Below are 14,807 nucleotides of genomic sequence, written 5' to 3' on the forward strand. Positions count from 1 at the left end.
GATCAGCCGCTGAGGGTGAGGACGCCCGTGGCGCGGCCATGCTGCCCGACGGTGCTGGGCCGCGTGCCGGAGGAGGCGAACGGTACGGCGAGGACGTCCCGCAGCCGGATCCGGTCCGTATAGGCGGGGCTGTCGCGGAGAACGGCGAGCCGGTTCCGAGTGATCATGCCCGTGCTCTGGTCGTCCTCGTCGCAGAGGACCAGATGGTCGACGCGGGCACCGGCCATGAGGGACAGGGCCACCTCGACCGTCATGTCGTCACGGACCCGGGGTCCGGACGCGTGCCCGTCGAGCTGGTCGTCGGTCACGTCCCGGGAGCGGTGCCCCCGTGCGTGGTGCTGCTGCGTTCGAGCCGGCGTCATAGGTCTCCAACGGAAGGGGGCGGGCGGGCTGGTGATCACACGCTCGGGGCTCGGGGCTCGGGGCTCGGGGCTCAGGGCGACAGGCTGCGGCCCCGGCTTCCGGGCTGCGGACTCCTGGCTCCCAGCTTCCGGGCCCCGGGCACCCCGGCTTTCGGGTTCCGGGCCCCGGGCACCCCGGCTTTCGGGCTCCGGGCCCCGGGCACTCCGGCTTTCGGGCTCCGGGCCTCGGGCACTCCGGCTTTCGGGCTCCGGGCCTCGGGCACTCCGGCTTTCGGGCTCCGGGCACCCCGGGTTCCGGGCCCCGGCTTCCGCTAGGCGGCCGAACCGACGCCCGGCCGCCGCCGGGCACCGCGGCGCGCCGCTTCCCCGACGGGCCGGCTCTGGCCGGTGTGCGCCCGGCGGCGCCGCCGGCCCTGGGAGGGGGAGGACGCGCCACGCGGGCGCTCTGCGGCCGGCGTGGTGATGACGACCGGGACTCCTGAGGGGGCCTGGGCTCCTGTGATGCGGTTCAGCTCCGCCTCCCCCGAACGTACCTGGGTGATCCGGGGGGTGATGCCCGCCGTGGCCATCAGCCGGCTCATACCGCGACGCTGGGCGGGGGTCACCAGCGTGACCACGCTGCCGGACTCGCCCGCGCGGGCCGTACGACCGCCGCGGTGCAGGTAGTCCTTGTGGTCGCTGGGCGGGTCCACATTGACGACCAGGTCGAGGTTGTCGACGTGGATCCCGCGCGCCGCGACGTTGGTCGCGACCAGGACCGCCACGTGCCCGCTCTTGAACTGCGCCAGGGTCCGGGTGCGCTGCGGCTGGGACTTGCCGCCGTGCAGGGCCGCGGCGCGTACACCGTTGCTCAGCAGGTGCGTGGTCAGCCGGTCCACCGCGTGCTTGGTGTCGAGGAACATGATCACTCGGCCGTCCCGCGCCGCGATCTCGGTGGTCGTGCGGTGCTTGTCCGCGTCGTGCACATGGAGCAGGTGGTGCTCCATCGTGGTGACCGCGCCGGCCGACGGGTCGACGGAGTGGACGACCGGGTCGTGCAGGTAGCGGCGGACCAGCAGGTCGACGTTGCGGTCCAGGGTGGCCGAGAACAGCATGCGCTGCCCGCCGGGACGCACCTGGTCGAGCAGGGCGGTGACCTGCGGCATGAAGCCCATGTCGGCCATCTGGTCGGCCTCGTCGAGCACCGTGACGCCGACCTCGTCCAGCCGGCACTCGCCCCGGTCGATGAGGTCCTTGAGCCGTCCGGGTGTCGCCACGATCACCTCGGTACCGGCGCGCAGCGCACCGGCCTGCCTGCCGATGGACATTCCGCCCACGACGGTGGTCAGCCGCAGACTCACGGAGCGGGCGTACGGGGCGAGCGCGTCGGTGACCTGCTGGGCGAGCTCGCGGGTGGGTACGAGGACGAGCGCGAGCGGCTGCCACGGCTCGGCACGCCGCCCCGCTGTACGGGCCAGGAGGGCGAGACCGAAGGCCAGGGTCTTGCCCGAGCCGGTGCGGCCGCGGCCGAGTACGTCACGACCGGCCAGGGAGTTCGGCAGGGTCGCCGCCTGGATCGGAAACGGCACGGTCACGCCTTCGCGGCCGAGTGTGGCCAGCAGTTGCGCGGGCATCGTGAGGTCGCCGAACGCCTCGACGGCGGGTAGCGCGGGCGTGATGGTCTTCGGGGGCGCGAATTCGCCCTGTACGGTCCGTCCGGCCTGTCGGTTTCCGTAGCCCTTGGAACGGCGCGGACCGCCGGAGCGGGCGGCGCCGCCGCCTCCCGCGAAGCGGTCATATGTTCGGGATGTGTGGGCACGCTTCATGCGGGACCTTCCTTGTTGGGCGCGTGGCAAGGAATTCCCGCAGCAGTTGAGCGGCGCAGAGAATCGCGAGACGAGCCGAAGTCGTTGGGCCTGGTCGGCCCGGTCGGGAAATACGTCGCACGTCACCTGTCGGTGACGCGGTGGGCCGTCCCGTCGCGCCCTGAAAATGCGGCGAGCCGGGGCCCGCACCCCCAGAGGTGCGGGCCCCGGCTGCGAAGTACGCGTGCGCCGGTGCGTCAGGCGGGAACGATGTTCTCGGCCGTCGGGCCCTTCTGGCCCTGCGCGATGTCGAACGACACCTTCTGGCCCTCGAGGAGCTCGCGGAAGCCCTGGGCGGCGATGTTCGAGTAGTGGGCGAAGACGTCGGCGCCGCCGCCGTCCTGCTCGATGAAGCCGAAGCCCTTTTCCGCGTTGAACCACTTCACGGTGCCAGTAGCCATGTCATTTCTCCTTCGGAGACGGTGTCAGGAATTCACCCTGTGTGAATTCCGTGTCGCCGTGATGATTACCCCGTCGGAAATGAACCCTCTGGCAACCACACCTGCAACTGAGATCGACAGTAGCACGGTGGGATCGGCCCTGCGCGGCAGATAATTCCATCCTGTTCGGCGGCCGAGGAATACTCGCGGTGCCCCGCGCCTATTTCTCATTTGGCGGGCACAGATATTGCGGTGCGCGGGGCGTGCTCTTCCTGCTGTGGGTGTCCGCCCGCAGCCCTGTGACCTCCGCCTACGGACGATGCGCCGCTGCCCCCGCCGTCACCGGACGGCACGGCGGCGATCGCGCCGGGACTCCGTCGGCGCGATGGAGGTCACATACTCCGGAAGGGTGCGGCCGGTGTGGCTGGAGGGGCCGGAGTCACCGCTGCGGCCGGTGTGGCGGTGCCGCCGGAGTAGCCACCGCAGCCGGAGCGCCGGCCGATGTCCCGCTCACACGGGCGCGGACGCGGACGCGGACGCGGGGGCGGATGCCGGCGCGGGCGAGGGGACGGACGCGGGCGAGGGGACGGACGCGGGCGCGGGCGAGGGGACGGACGCGGGCGCCGTCTCCGTCAACCCGGTGGCCAGCCACCGCACCACCGTCTCGGCGCTGTACCGCCCGCCGTCCGGAGCGATGTGCCGCAGGAACTCCAGATCCTGTCCGATGGTGACGATGGGCGGTTCGACCACGCCACGAGGGCGGCGCTGGCCCAGCCCGACGGCGGCGAGCAGACCGTTGCACAGGCACTGCCGTCCCTCCGTCTGCTCGGGGGCTCCGCCCTTGCGGACGTACGCCGCCGCGGGCTCCGCCGGGCAGCGATAGCCGATGGTGCCGCGATCGGTCCGGTACGGCGTACGGAGATAGCCGAGGTCGCAGACGCGGGCGCGGTGGGCGCTCGTATCGGGGTCGGCCAGCGTGCCGGGCAGGTCGGCGACCTTGAACGGGAAGGCGGTCGGTGAGGCCGCCGGATCGTTGTGCACCGTCAACTCGCCCGCGAGCTCGCGCTCGACCAGGTCCCGCCGCAGCCCCTCGTCCAGGCCCGACTCCTCGCAGAGCGCGAAGACACTGCCGAGCTGGACGCCGGCCGCGCCCATCGCCCTGGCCCGGCGGAGCTGGTCGGGTCCGCACTGGCCGCCGGCGATCCAGAACGGCAGGCCGAGGGCGGTCATCTTCGTGAAGTCGGGGGTGTCCCGGGGTCCGTAGACGGGATCGCCGTGCTCGTCCAGGCGCAGGGGCCCGCGCGGCGGGGCGCTGTGGCCGCCCGCGCTGTGGCCTTCGATGACGAATCCGTCCGGCCTGGTCTCCTCGTCGCGGTTCAGGTACGCGGCCAGGGCCGGCAACGAGACGATGGCCAGGACGCGAGGGCGGCGCAGCGGGCCCGGCCCGGCTCCCCGCAGTACGGCGGCCGGGTCGAAGCGCAAGGTGAGGGGCTGCTCGTCGCCCTCCACGGTCGCCCGCGCGGTGACCGGCTCGCACCGGGTGAGCTCGTCGGCGATGCGGGGGATCTGCGCGGGAATGCCCGCCCCGACCAGGACGTAGTCGACGCCCGCCAGGATCGCCCCGAACATGGCCGGGAGGGTGGCGAGTTGGATCTTCTCCAGGTAGTTGACGCCGACCACACCGTCGTGTCCCTGCTTGGCGAGCCACACCTCGCAGAAGTTGGCGACGACGGTCAGCGACCGGGCCGGACACGCCTCGTCGGCCGTCAGCCGGGGAGTGGCCGCGAACCGCTCACCGGAGCGGACCCCGCCCTCGACGAAGTAGCGCTCCCTCACGGCGTCGGCGACTTCCGGTACGGGGAAGGCGGCCAGCGCCCGCCGCAGGTGACCGCCAGGGTCGCCGGTCTGCAGCACGCGGATCAGCAGAGTGTCGAGAGCGGTACCTGAGACCACCCCCAGCTGGCCGGTGCGCGCGACGGCCCGAGCGAGCCGCCACCCGGACACCCCCACACCCATTCCGCCCTGGATGAGCCAGGGCAGTTCGGTAGTCGTCCGGGATGTGCTCATGGGTCCTCGCAAACGTCGATGCCGTGCCGCGGAGGCAAACCTTCGGTTCCGTAACTTACGGTACCGTAGGTCAGGGGGCGCAATCGGACGAGTGTGCGCATTCCCCCAGGCTCGTACGGCGGTCCAGCGCGCGTTCACAGGTGCCCTGCACCGTGGCGGAGCTTCGACGTCCGCTCGGCTGACGGGGCACCGTCCTGCCGGACTCGGCTCCCGCATCGCTCGGCGGGGCGGGGCGGCAGCAGGCCGCCCGGGGCGCACGGTCCGCAGCAGACCGGCCGAGGAGCAAGGGCCGCAACAGGCCGGCCGGGGCGTACGAGTCGGAGGCGGCCGACTGCCACGAGCCACGACTGGAAGCGGCTGCTCCGAGACGCCGGGGTTCGGGGCGGCTCGGCTGCACGACGCCCGGCACGCGGCCGCCACGGTGCTCATGCTGCTCGGTGTCCCGGCCCGCGTCATCGACCAGATCATGGGCCGGGAGCCTGGCACCTCCGCGAGCATGCGGGCCCGGTACCTTCCGCGAGGGGACAACGTCGAAGGGCCCCACCTTGCGGTGGGGCCCTTCGACATCGTGCCCGGTGAGGCACTGGCGGAGGATGCGAGATTCGAACTCGTGAGGGGTTGCCCCAACACGTTTTCCAAATGTTCGTACGGGGGTCCGGCGGAGGTCGTGGGCGTCCTGACCTGCGGCGGCTCGTCCTGGGTGGCCTTGTCCGGACGGCCCCGGACGGAGGTGAACGCAACCAGAACCGCAACTACTGTTCGGCTACTTACGGCCCTCCGGGCCGTACCATTGGACGGGCTGGCCGGTCACTGCGGCGATGCAGTCGAAGTCGTGGTCACAGTGCAGGAGGGTGAGCCCCTGCAGCTCGGCAGTCGCTGCGACGACGAGGTCGACCGCACCTGCGCTGCGGTGCTTGCCTTGCTTGGTGAGGGCCTCCTGGACCTGCCAGGCGCGGTCGTAGGCGCGGTCGTCGACAGGAACCCAGCCGAAGAGCAGTCTCATGTCCTCGATGCCGCGCGCCCGGTCGGCTGCCGACCGGGCGCTGTAGAAGAACTCCAGCTCCGTGATGGGGCACGTGGCGATCAGGCCGGCGGCTGCCGCCTGGTCCCAGCCGTACTGCTCCGCGTCGCCCCGCATGAAGCGGGCGAGGGCGCTGGTGTCGATCAGGTAGAGCGCTGCGTTCACCGTCGGTAGTTCCGCTTGTCCTCGAAGAGCGACAGATCGAATGCGCCGTCGTCGGCTGCGGCGCGCAGGCGGGTCAGGGCCAGCGCGCGCCGCCTGCTCTCCAGCACCTCGCGCAGGGCGGTGTTGACCGTCTCCTTCTTGGTGCTGGTCCCCAGAGCCTTGGCCACGTCCGCGACCAGCTCGTCATCGAGATCGATCACCGTACGACTCATGGTGCACCTCCTTGATATCAAGTATGGAGAAAACTATACCTCCGATAGTTCATCGCTGTGCTGCGTCCTCTTCCTCGCGGCTGTCGGGTACCCGCAGCGGGCTCGGGTGGAGGTTCGGAGGCGTGAACGGGCCGCGCCCTGTCCGGGTGGGGGCGGTGTCGGAGTCCGTTCGGTGCGGAAGGGTGGAGCCTCCGGGTGTTCGTCGGTCGGGCGTGAGTCGCGGCCGGCTGGCTGCCTTCTGGTCCGCGGCTCCATGGGATGCGACGCCCCTCGTGCCGCGAGCGCCTGTTCCGGGCTCGTATCGGCATCGCGTGTGTGGAGTGCTCTCGACTTAGCGCGAGACTGTCGGCATGCACCTTATGCCGGATGTAAATGCAACCGGAACTGCGGCCAAGACCGCAGTCGCACACGTCGAAGGGCCCCACCTTGCGGTGGGGCCCTTCGACATCGTGCCCGGTGAGGCACTGGCGGAGGATACGAGATTCGAACTCGTGAGGGGTTGCCCCCAACACGCTTTCCAAATGTTCGTACGGGGGTCCGGCGGGGGTCGTACCCGTCCTGACCTGCGGCGGAGCGTCCGGGGTGGCCCCGTCCGGACGGGGCCGGACGGGGGTGAATGCAACCAGAACTGCAACCACGCGGCCGCCGCCGTGGATCACAGCGAACCGCTCTCCAGCAGGTCGCGGATCGCGTCTTCCTTCCGACGGACAACGATGCGCCCATCTCCGTCGCTGTACACGACGACGGCCGCTCCTGGCGACAGACCAGCCTCCGCGAGTACCCCCAAGGGGAGCTTGACGGTGCCGGCTTCGGAGACGGTGGTCTCGGCTGGTTCCCTGATCATTCCGTCAGTGTGGCACCGGCACTTTCGTGACATACGCCCGCCGACGGACGGGAATGAGGTTGATCGCGATCAGATCGCTCCGGGCGGTCGCCCCGCCGCGCTCGTCGGAGGCTTGGCGTGCAGCTTCAGGTGCTCGCGGATGGCCTCCCGGAGCGGCTCGGGCCCCGACGGCTGGGGTCGCATCCCGTCGGCCCATGGAACGCCGACGTGCACCTCATGCCACTTCGGCCGCATCTGTTCGGCCTGGCGCGGCCCTCCCTGGGGATTCACGCCGAAGCCCTCGAGTATCACGTTCCAAACAGGCTGGAGGTCCCTGATCATCAAGCGCTCGGCCATCGGCGTGAAGAGATCGTCGGCCGGGAGGTAGCGAATGTAGAAGTCCTCCACCTCCAGATCAGCAGCCGCTTTGAGCTTCCGCCGGTGGGTCGAGATCCGATTCCAGAGTGGGGTCCCTTCCCAGGCTTCCGCGACCTCCACACCCTTGCGGCCACCCTGAGGATCCGACTTGCCCACGTAGACCGGTACGTCGAAAGAGTCGGAGATCGGAGCGTAGAGCTCGTGGTCACCCCTGTAGTAGATCGCGTAGATCCCACAGCCATTGAACGACTGGACCCTGTCCATCCGAACAGGATCCCCAGAGGTGAGTGCCCAGAGCACACTGCGCCCGAGGTTCTCCCGGCGAAGCGGGTCGTAGATGCCGTCGGCACCTGACTTCGGCGGCTCCTCCACGGTGCCATCGAGCGGAAGTTGAGCGGTCACGGTGTCTTCTTCGCCTCTTGTTCGGGATGGTCGGCTATCGGCTATGGGCTATCGGCTGCGGTCTGGGTTGACTCTGCCTGGGGTGGCGCCCAGGAGTGGGCCAGGGGCGGGTGTCGGAAGCGCCTCACCGCCCGTCGCCTCACCGCCCGTCGCCTCATCGATCGGCCTGACGGCCACGCACTCGCGTGAAGGGGCCTCAGTCATCTGTTCCGTCATCCACTGAGGGTTGTTCGGCTTCGACATCCTCCGCCGGCTCTGCCTCGGGCACGGCGAAGATGCGCTGACCGTCGCGGTAATACCGCCACGCGCTCCTGTACGTATCGGGGCTGTCGTCATACATGATCACGTAGCCCATGAGAGCGGTGATCTGCCACCTGGCTGGTATCTCCGCGGAGACCAACCGAAAGACCTCGTCGGCTGTCATGTCAGCCGACGGCACATGGACGCTTCGGGTTTTGAACTCCGCCGACTTCCCGTACCGGAAGTTGTACGGAAGGCCGGTCTTGGTCGTCTCCAGGAGTTCGTGCAGCGTCGTCTCGCCGGGCGACAGCCCCTCGATGGGCCGGTCCAGGTCGATGGGGAACACGACGTCGAAGTGGTTCTGCTTCAGGACGGTGCTGTCCCGCTGGCGACCGGGGTCCTTGTTGCCGAAGCCGTTGTTGTTCCAGGGGATGTTCCCCATGCCCTTGTGGTGGCTGATAAGCAGTTGTTCCGGGGCGAGCGCGGAGAAGTCCTCGGCTACGTACAGGCACGAGAAGGTCATCTGGCCCAGGGAGATGTTGCGCCGCCCCGAGATCTTGCGGAGGTGGTTGCGGAGCCGGGTCGGAAGCGACTTGTCGGCCTTGCCGACGTAGACGAAGTCGTCGTTCAGGTACAGCTGGTAGACCCCGGGCTTCTCCTTGAGTCTCGCGATGTTCTCCTCCGCGAGTGGAGCCCTGTCGAGCCCATCGAGGGCGGCGGACAACTGGTCACCGAGCGCCTTGGTGATGCTCAGGGTGAAGTCCTTGTGGTACTGCGTACCGTCTTCGGGGCCCACCACCGGCGCCATCCGCCCCCACTCCCTTGGTCGACGTGATCCTAAAACCCTATCGGTGACCTGTGCGGACGGACGTACCTTCGCCGAGAAACGCCTTGATGATCTACAAGTCCGCGGTATGCTTTTGGAATGGCTGAACTGCGAGAAGAACCAAAGAAGGACCGCACGGGCGTCGAACTCTTCGCCGGCGCTGGCGGTCTGGCCATGGCCGTCCACCGCGCCGGATTCCGTCCCCTGCTCTTCAACGAGTTCGCCAAGCGGGCGTGCGAGACCCTGGAGGCCAACGGGGCTCAGCGACTGCCCGAGGGCCAGAAGCCGACTCGAGCCCCCGGACCTGACGAGAAGGTGCCCCTCGTCGCGGGCGATGTCCAGGGCCTCGACATGGACTACCTGGCGGGCCAGGTGGACGTGCTCGCCGGCGGTCCTCCCTGCCAGCCGTTCAGCCTCGGCGGCGTCGCCAAGGGTGACGAGGATAAGCGGAACATGTTCCCGCAGATGTTCAAGGCCGTCCGGCAGATCCAGCCGAAGGCCGTGATCTGCGAGAACGTCCGCGGCCTGCTCAGGCCCTCGTTCCGCCGCTACTTCGACTACATCCAGCGCGAGCTGGAACTGCCCTTCGAGGAGCGAGCCGAAGGCACCCAGTGGGAACAGCACTACGAGTATCTGTTGGAGCGGCGCGAAAAGGAGCCGGACGACCCCAGGAAGCGGTACGACATCGTCATGATGCCGGTGAACGCCGCAGACTACGGGGTGCCCCAGATCCGCAACCGCGTGATCATCGTTGCTTTCCGTCGCGACTTGAACGTCGACCGTGAGCTGTTCAAGGAGCTCGTGAAGCCGACGCACTCCGAGACCGCCCTTTTGCGATCCATGGAGGACGGGAGCTACTGGGAGCGGCACTCGAATGTGCCCGATCACGTGCGCGAGTGGGTCATGGCCCGCCTCCCGAAGACCATGCCGCTGGACGATGGCCTGCTCCCCTGGTACACCCTGCGCGACGCGATCGTCGGCATCGGTGACAACAAGCCGTTGCCGGACGTGCCGGACGAGTGGCTGGACCGCACCGAGCACTTCCTCGGCGGGTTCACGGACCACATCGGCTGGCCCGGTGCCCGCGTCTACGACGGGCACACCCCCAACGAACTCGACCGCCCAGCTAAGACGGTCAAGGCCGGTGTGCACGGTGTGCCCGGTGGTGAGTCGGTCATGCTCCTGGATGAGTTGGTGGCCGACAAGGCCGCTCAGGGAGGCCGCCGGTACAAATACAGATACATGACGGTCCGCGAAACGGCCCGCGTCATGACCTTCCCTGACACGTGGGAGCTCAAGGGGCCGCGAGGCGAGAAGATGCGCCAGCTCGGCAACGCTGTCCCCGTTGCTCTGGGCGAGGTCTTCGCCAAGGCCGTCGCCACCGTCCTGGACGAGGCGGAGGAGCGTCAGAAGTGACCGGGCCCACCAGCAGGGCGCAGAGCGGTTGGAAGCACGACTCACCGCCGGAACGGTCGTGGAAAGGGCGGCCCGGTAGAACCCGGGCAGCCATCGCGGCCGAACAGGACCGGGCCGCCGGTGGTCGCCACAGACGCTCTGTGGATCTCGGCGAGGGGCGGTTCGCCCGGGCGTCGGTGGAGCTGAAGGTACTTCCCGACACGCGACGCATCCGTGCGTACCTGCGCTGGTCCGACGGTGGAAAGTCTCCAGCCCGCTACCTCGGACAGGTTGAGCACGAGACCCGGGCCGCGAACCTTGCCGAGGGTTGGAAGATGGCCTGGGAGAAGGGCCTTCTCAGCGAAGAACCGCCGACGGAGGGCTCCTGGGCTTCCTCGCCGTCGGTACGCGCGGTGATGCGGGCCAATCGGAGTAAGGACACACGTCCCGAGCTGAGGCTCCGCTCCCTGCTGCACAAGCAGGGGCTCCGCTATCGCGTGACGGCGCGGCCGCTGCCCGACCTGCGGCGAACCGCCGACCTTGTCTTTCCTAAGCTCAAGGTCGCGGTCTTCGTCGACGGATGCTTCTGGCATGGCTGTCCAGAACACCTTCGCGAGTCGCACAAGAACGCTGAGTTCTGGCGCGCCAAGATTGAGGGTAATCAGGCGAGAGACGGGGAGACGGATCGCCTGCTGCACGAGGCTGGCTGGACGGTCGTTCGTGTCTGGGAGCACGAGGACCCTGACATGGCAGCCGCCCGAGTGATAAGTGCTGTGCGAGGTTCGCCAACGAACAACAAGCGTGAATCGGCCGAGACCGGGCCTCATGTGAAGAGCTAGCCGGTCTTTCATCCTGGCTGCCTGTGGATGCCCGGCCTTCGAGGAGACAGCCCCCGCGCGGCGGGTATGTGCCATGGGCTTGCGTGCGCCGCAGACCAAGGAGCTGTGGTCCACGGCGCACAGGGGCCCATACGGCCTCGTCAGCGAAGAATCGCTCGTCTCCGACGAACTCCGGGCGCGGGATCCCCCGTTCCCCGGCACAGGCGCGATCCAGCCTCGAGTTGGGCGGCCAGATCTGCGGGGCCGGTGTTCACCGTCGTCTCGTGGGGCGTCCAGCGCCGTGTACTCGCCGTGAATCCGGTAGTCCGCTTGGAGCGCTGCCGCTACCTGACCAGCCGCGTCCTCAAGGGCCGCCGCAGGGCGTCGGCCTCGTGTGGGGAATGGACCAGACCGAGGGGAGGGCCGCGCCGGAGGCCGGCCAGAGCCCCGTGCCCGCCGAGCTGGTGGTACACGTCACCCACCTCGGAGAGTGGCTGCCTTTGTCGAGGCTTGTGCACAGGCTGTGGGCCGCGCTCAGAACTCGCGGAAGTGCCGAGCCGCAGGTCGACCGTACCTGCTGGGCGGGAAAGGAGGGCTGGACCGTTAGCGACGGCCGGCCTCTCCGCGATCTTGACCAGCCGACCGGTGGCTTCATCCCGCCCCGCATGCCGGTCCAGCGATCCGGGGACCCGAGCTCGGGGTGTGCGTCGGCTGCGGCCGGCCACGCGGCGGTACGGGCGGAACGCCCCATGTACCGCAACGTGTGCGGGGCCGTCCTCAACGGTCGGTAGCCCGGAACTGCGGCCAAGACCGCATCCCCACACGTCGAAGGGCCCCACCTTGCGGTGGGGCCCTTCGACATCGTGCCCGGTGAGGCACTGGCGGAGGATACGAGATTCGAACTCGTGAGGGGTTGCCCCCAACACGCTTTCCAAGCGTGCGCCCTAGGCCTCTAGGCGAATCCTCCGCCGCAAACAATACAAGACGTTGAGGAGTGCTCGCGAACTCGTTCCCCACCCCGGGGATCAGGTACTCTGTGCGGAGCCCCTCACGTGGCGCTATCTGACTGAACTCCCCCAGGGCCGGAAGGCAGCAAGGGTAGGTCGGCTCTGGCGGGTGCGTGGGGGGCGCTTGCGTTGTGCGGACGGTCAGCCGGTCCGTACGGGTGGGGGCGGGTGCGACCGGCGGGGTCGGGGTCGACCGGCGGGGGCCTTGGTGCGGTCGTGGCGCCGGGTGTGGGCCGCGTGGCGCCGGGTGTGGGCCGCGTGGCGCCGGGTGTGGTCGGCGGGCCACGGGTGTGGCCGGGCGGGGCCCGGGGCGGCCGGGGTCGGGGGTGATCGCGGGCGGTGGTCCGGGGGTCTCGGGCCGGATCGTTTGTCGGTGGGGCCCGATATCGTCGTAAGCGTGTCGTCCCTTGCGCTGTACCGCCGCTATCGTCCCGAGTCCTTCGCCGAGGTCATCGGGCAGGAGCATGTCACCGACCCGTTGCAGCAGGCCCTGCGGAACAACCGGGTCAACCACGCGTACCTGTTCAGCGGGCCGCGCGGATGCGGAAAGACGACCAGCGCGCGGATCCTCGCCCGGTGTCTGAACTGTGAGCAGGGCCCCACACCGACGCCGTGCGGCGAGTGCCAGTCGTGCCGGGACCTGGCCAGGAACGGGCCGGGGTCGATCGATGTCATCGAGATCGACGCAGCTTCGCACGGTGGTGTGGACGACGCCCGTGACCTGCGCGAGAAGGCGTTCTTCGGGCCGGCGGGCAGCCGGTACAAGATCTACATCATCGACGAGGCCCACATGGTCACGTCGGCGGGCTTCAACGCCCTGCTGAAGGTGGTCGAGGAGCCGCCGGAGCATCTGAAGTTCATCTTCGCGACGACCGAGCCCGAGAAGGTCATCGGGACGATCCGTTCGCGGACCCATCACTACCCGTTCCGGCTCGTGCCTCCCGGCACGCTGCGGGACTACCTCTCCGAGGTGTGCGGCAAAGAGGGCATTCCCATCGAGGACGGGGTGCTGCCGCTCGTCGTGCGCGCGGGCGCCGGTTCGGTGCGTGACTCGATGTCCGTCATGGACCAGCTGCTGGCCGGTGCGGGCGAGGCGGGTGTGACGTACGCCATGGCGACATCGCTGCTCGGCTACACCGACGGGTCGCTGCTGGACTCCGTGGTCGACGCCTTCGCCGCCGGGGACGGGGCCGCCGCGTTCGAGGTCGTGGACCGGGTCATCGAGGGCGGCAACGACCCGCGGCGGTTCGTTGCCGATCTTCTGGAGCGGCTGCGCGACCTTGTGATTCTCGCCGCCGTACCCGACGCCGCCGAGAAGGGGCTCATCGACGGGCCGTCCGACGTGGTGGAGCGGATGCAGGCGCAGGCGTCGGTGTTCGGGGCGGCCGAGCTCAGCCGGGCCGCCGACCTCGTGAACACCGGCCTCACGGAGATGCGCGGTGCCACGTCGCCGCGCCTCCAGCTGGAGCTGATCTGCGCGCGCGTGCTGCTGCCGGCCGCGTTCGACGACGAGCGTTCCCTGTTGGCCCGCCTCGACCGGCTGGAGCGGGGTGCGCACTTCCAGGCCGCCGGGCCCGGCCCCGCCATGGGGTACGTGCCGGGGCCCGAGGCGCACGCGCCGCTCCAGGCAGACGGGCCCGCCGCCGCCCGCGCGGCGGTACGTGGACCGGGCGCCGCCGCCCCGGCCGCCGCTCCCGCCCCTGCCCCCGTGCCCGCCCCCGCCGTCGCGTCTCCTCCGGTCGCGCAGCCCGATGCGCCGGTGGCCGCCGCGCCCGCCGAGTCCCGCCCCGGGGCCTGGCCCGGTGCCGCCGCCCCCGCGTCGGCCGCCGCCCCCGCCGCTCCTCCGGCGCCCGCCACTCCGGCGCCCGCTCCTCCTGAGGCCCCCGCTCCGGACACCGGCGCCCGCCCGGGGGCCTGGCCCACCGGGGGCGCCGCCCGCCAGCCCGGCGGCTGGCCGACCGCGGCCGCGCCCGGCCAGGCACCGCAGGCCCCGCAAGCCCCGGCCCCGGCCGCCGCCCAGCCCGCCGCCCCGCCCGCATCGCCGCAGCCCGCCGCGCCCGCCCAGCCGTCCGCCGCGCCGGGCGGGGCCGCCATGGCCCAGGGCGCCGGTCAGGTGCGCAACATGTGGCCGGACATCCTGGAGGCCGTCAAGAACCGCCGCCGCTTCACCTGGATCCTGCTGAGCCAGAACGCGCAGGTGGCGGGCTTCGACGGGACCACCCTCCAACTCGGTTTCCTCAACGCGGGCGCCCGCGACAACTTCGCGAGCAGCGGCAGCGAGGACGTGCTGAAGCAGGCGCTCGCCGAGCAGTTCAACCTCCATTGGAAGATCGAGGCGATCGTCGACCCGTCGGGCGGCGCCGGCGCGCCCCCGGCCCCGCAGGGCGGCGGCTTCGGCGGCCGGCCGGCCGGGGCTCCGGCGCCCGCGGCGCACGCCGCGCCCCACTCCGTACAGCAGTCGCCGCAGGGCGCGCACGGGACGCAGGCATCGCCGGGAGCGCCGTACGCCTCAACCCCGCAGGGGCAGGGCGGCCGGCCGCACCAGGCCCCCGGCGCGGCGGCCTCCGGCATGGCGGCCACCGGCCCAGGTGCCGGCTCGAGCGCGCACGGCCAGAGTGGTCACGGCCAGGGCGGTCACGGGCAGGGCGGCCAGGGTCCGGGCGCCGGGGCGGGCTCGTCGTCGGGCTCGTCCTCGTACGAGTCGTCCCGGGGCGGCGGACACCAGCAGGTCGCCCCGGAGGACGACGTACCGGAGGAGGACGATCCGGACCTGGTCGACTCGGCGCTGTCCGGTCACGACCTGATCGTGCGGGAGCTCGGCGCGACCGTGGTGGAGGAATATACGAACGAGTAGCGGCGGCGGCCTC

The 14,807-nt window shown here is 70.4% G+C and carries 12 protein-coding genes, 1 tRNA gene, 1 other RNA gene and 1 pseudogene; 5 read left to right on the forward strand and 10 right to left on the reverse strand.

The window, feature by feature from the left end; genetic code table 11:
- Positions 1–2 precede the first annotated feature (2 nt).
- The 4 genes from ACGF5U_RS14735 to ACGF5U_RS14750 form a co-directional block, all read right to left on the reverse strand.
- Complete coding sequence (locus tag ACGF5U_RS14735; protein ID WP_392710598.1) at positions 3–362, reverse strand: CBS domain-containing protein; 360 nt, start codon at positions 360–362, stop codon at positions 3–5.
- A gap of 311 nt (positions 363–673) precedes the next feature.
- Positions 674–2,167, reverse strand: a complete 1,494-nt coding sequence (locus ACGF5U_RS14740) for a DEAD/DEAH box helicase (RefSeq protein ID WP_392710599.1) — start codon at positions 2,165–2,167, stop codon at positions 674–676.
- A gap of 236 nt (positions 2,168–2,403) precedes the next feature.
- A complete protein-coding gene (locus ACGF5U_RS14745) occupies positions 2,404–2,607 on the reverse strand; it encodes a cold-shock protein (RefSeq protein WP_004986771.1) in 204 nt (67 codons plus the stop codon).
- 489 nt (positions 2,608–3,096) lie between these two features.
- Positions 3,097–4,653 (reverse strand): nitronate monooxygenase, encoded by a 1,557-nt coding sequence (locus ACGF5U_RS14750; RefSeq protein WP_392710601.1) that lies wholly within the window; start codon positions 4,651–4,653, stop codon positions 3,097–3,099.
- Positions 4,654–4,980: 327 nt separating this feature from the next.
- On the opposite strand from ACGF5U_RS14750, the pseudogene ACGF5U_RS14755 reads away from it, so the two are divergent.
- Positions 4,981–5,167 (forward strand): annotated as a pseudogene (locus tag ACGF5U_RS14755) (site-specific integrase); the annotation flags it as partial.
- A gap of 249 nt (positions 5,168–5,416) precedes the next feature.
- On the opposite strand, the gene ACGF5U_RS14760 reads toward ACGF5U_RS14755, so the two are convergent.
- The 5 genes from ACGF5U_RS14760 to ACGF5U_RS14780 form a co-directional block, all read right to left on the reverse strand.
- Positions 5,417–5,839: a PIN domain nuclease gene (locus ACGF5U_RS14760; protein WP_384873992.1), complete on the reverse strand. Its 423-nt coding sequence runs from the start codon at positions 5,837–5,839 to the stop codon at positions 5,417–5,419.
- Positions 5,836–6,051 (reverse strand): type II toxin-antitoxin system VapB family antitoxin, encoded by a 216-nt coding sequence (locus ACGF5U_RS14765; RefSeq protein ID WP_392710603.1) that lies wholly within the window; start codon positions 6,049–6,051, stop codon positions 5,836–5,838. Before ACGF5U_RS14765 ends, ACGF5U_RS14760 begins: the two co-directional genes overlap by 4 nt.
- Before the next feature lie 655 nt (positions 6,052–6,706).
- Entirely contained in the window at positions 6,707–6,895 is a 189-nt protein-coding gene (locus tag ACGF5U_RS14770) for a hypothetical protein (protein ID WP_392710604.1), read from the reverse strand.
- A gap of 69 nt (positions 6,896–6,964) precedes the next feature.
- Positions 6,965–7,654 carry an Eco29kI family restriction endonuclease gene (locus tag ACGF5U_RS14775; RefSeq protein ID WP_392710606.1) on the reverse strand — a complete coding sequence of 230 codons (690 nt, stop codon included), beginning with the start codon at positions 7,652–7,654 and terminating at the stop codon, positions 6,965–6,967.
- 196 nt (positions 7,655–7,850) lie between these two features.
- Positions 7,851–8,702 (reverse strand): GIY-YIG nuclease family protein, encoded by an 852-nt coding sequence (locus tag ACGF5U_RS14780; RefSeq protein WP_392710607.1) that lies wholly within the window; start codon positions 8,700–8,702, stop codon positions 7,851–7,853.
- A gap of 117 nt (positions 8,703–8,819) precedes the next feature.
- Here ACGF5U_RS14780 and ACGF5U_RS14785 point away from each other — a divergent pair, with 117 nt between their 5' ends.
- Both ACGF5U_RS14785 and ACGF5U_RS14790 read left to right on the forward strand, forming a co-directional pair.
- Positions 8,820–10,136 (forward strand): DNA cytosine methyltransferase, encoded by a 1,317-nt coding sequence (locus ACGF5U_RS14785; protein ID WP_392710608.1) that lies wholly within the window; start codon positions 8,820–8,822, stop codon positions 10,134–10,136.
- A 140-nt stretch (positions 10,137–10,276) separates the two neighbouring features.
- On the forward strand, positions 10,277–10,954 hold the full coding sequence (locus tag ACGF5U_RS14790; protein WP_392710609.1) for a very short patch repair endonuclease: 678 nt from the start codon (positions 10,277–10,279) through the stop codon (positions 10,952–10,954).
- A gap of 858 nt (positions 10,955–11,812) precedes the next feature.
- On the opposite strand, the gene ACGF5U_RS14795 is transcribed toward ACGF5U_RS14790, so the two are convergent.
- Positions 11,813–11,900 (reverse strand) — tRNA-Ser (locus ACGF5U_RS14795).
- Between the two features lie 72 nt (positions 11,901–11,972).
- Between ACGF5U_RS14795 and ffs the strand changes: the two genes are divergently transcribed.
- An RNA gene (ffs, locus tag ACGF5U_RS14800) (signal recognition particle sRNA small type) lies at positions 11,973–12,071 on the forward strand.
- A gap of 266 nt (positions 12,072–12,337) precedes the next feature.
- Positions 12,338–14,794, forward strand: coding sequence for a DNA polymerase III subunit gamma and tau (locus ACGF5U_RS14805; RefSeq protein ID WP_392710610.1), 2,457 nt, complete (start codon positions 12,338–12,340; stop codon positions 14,792–14,794).
- Positions 14,795–14,807: the final 13 nt, after the last annotated feature.

Source organism: Streptomyces sp. NPDC047886 (assembly GCF_043204435.1).
Classification (GTDB): domain Bacteria; phylum Actinomycetota; class Actinomycetes; order Streptomycetales; family Streptomycetaceae; genus Streptomyces.

What these genes read in the sequence shown, in the direction of transcription:
- ACGF5U_RS14765 (WP_392710603.1), bottom strand. Translation starts at nt 6,051, where the DNA reads ATGAGTCGTACGGTGATCGATCTCGATGACGAGCTGGTCGCGGACGTG.
- ACGF5U_RS14770 (WP_392710604.1), bottom strand. Translation starts at nt 6,895, where the DNA reads ATGATCAGGGAACCAGCCGAGACCACCGTCTCCGAAGCCGGCACCGTC.
- ACGF5U_RS14750 (WP_392710601.1), bottom strand. Translation starts at nt 4,653, where the DNA reads ATGAGCACATCCCGGACGACTACCGAACTGCCCTGGCTCATCCAGGGC.
- ACGF5U_RS14745 (WP_004986771.1), bottom strand. Translation starts at nt 2,607, where the DNA reads ATGGCTACTGGCACCGTGAAGTGGTTCAACGCGGAAAAGGGCTTCGGC.
- ACGF5U_RS14735 (WP_392710598.1), bottom strand. Translation starts at nt 362, where the DNA reads ATGACGCCGGCTCGAACGCAGCAGCACCACGCACGGGGGCACCGCTCC.
- ACGF5U_RS14780 (WP_392710607.1), bottom strand. Translation starts at nt 8,702, where the DNA reads ATGGCGCCGGTGGTGGGCCCCGAAGACGGTACGCAGTACCACAAGGAC.
- ACGF5U_RS14740 (WP_392710599.1), bottom strand. Translation starts at nt 2,167, where the DNA reads ATGAAGCGTGCCCACACATCCCGAACATATGACCGCTTCGCGGGAGGC.
- ACGF5U_RS14785 (WP_392710608.1), top strand. Translation starts at nt 8,820, where the DNA reads ATGGCTGAACTGCGAGAAGAACCAAAGAAGGACCGCACGGGCGTCGAA.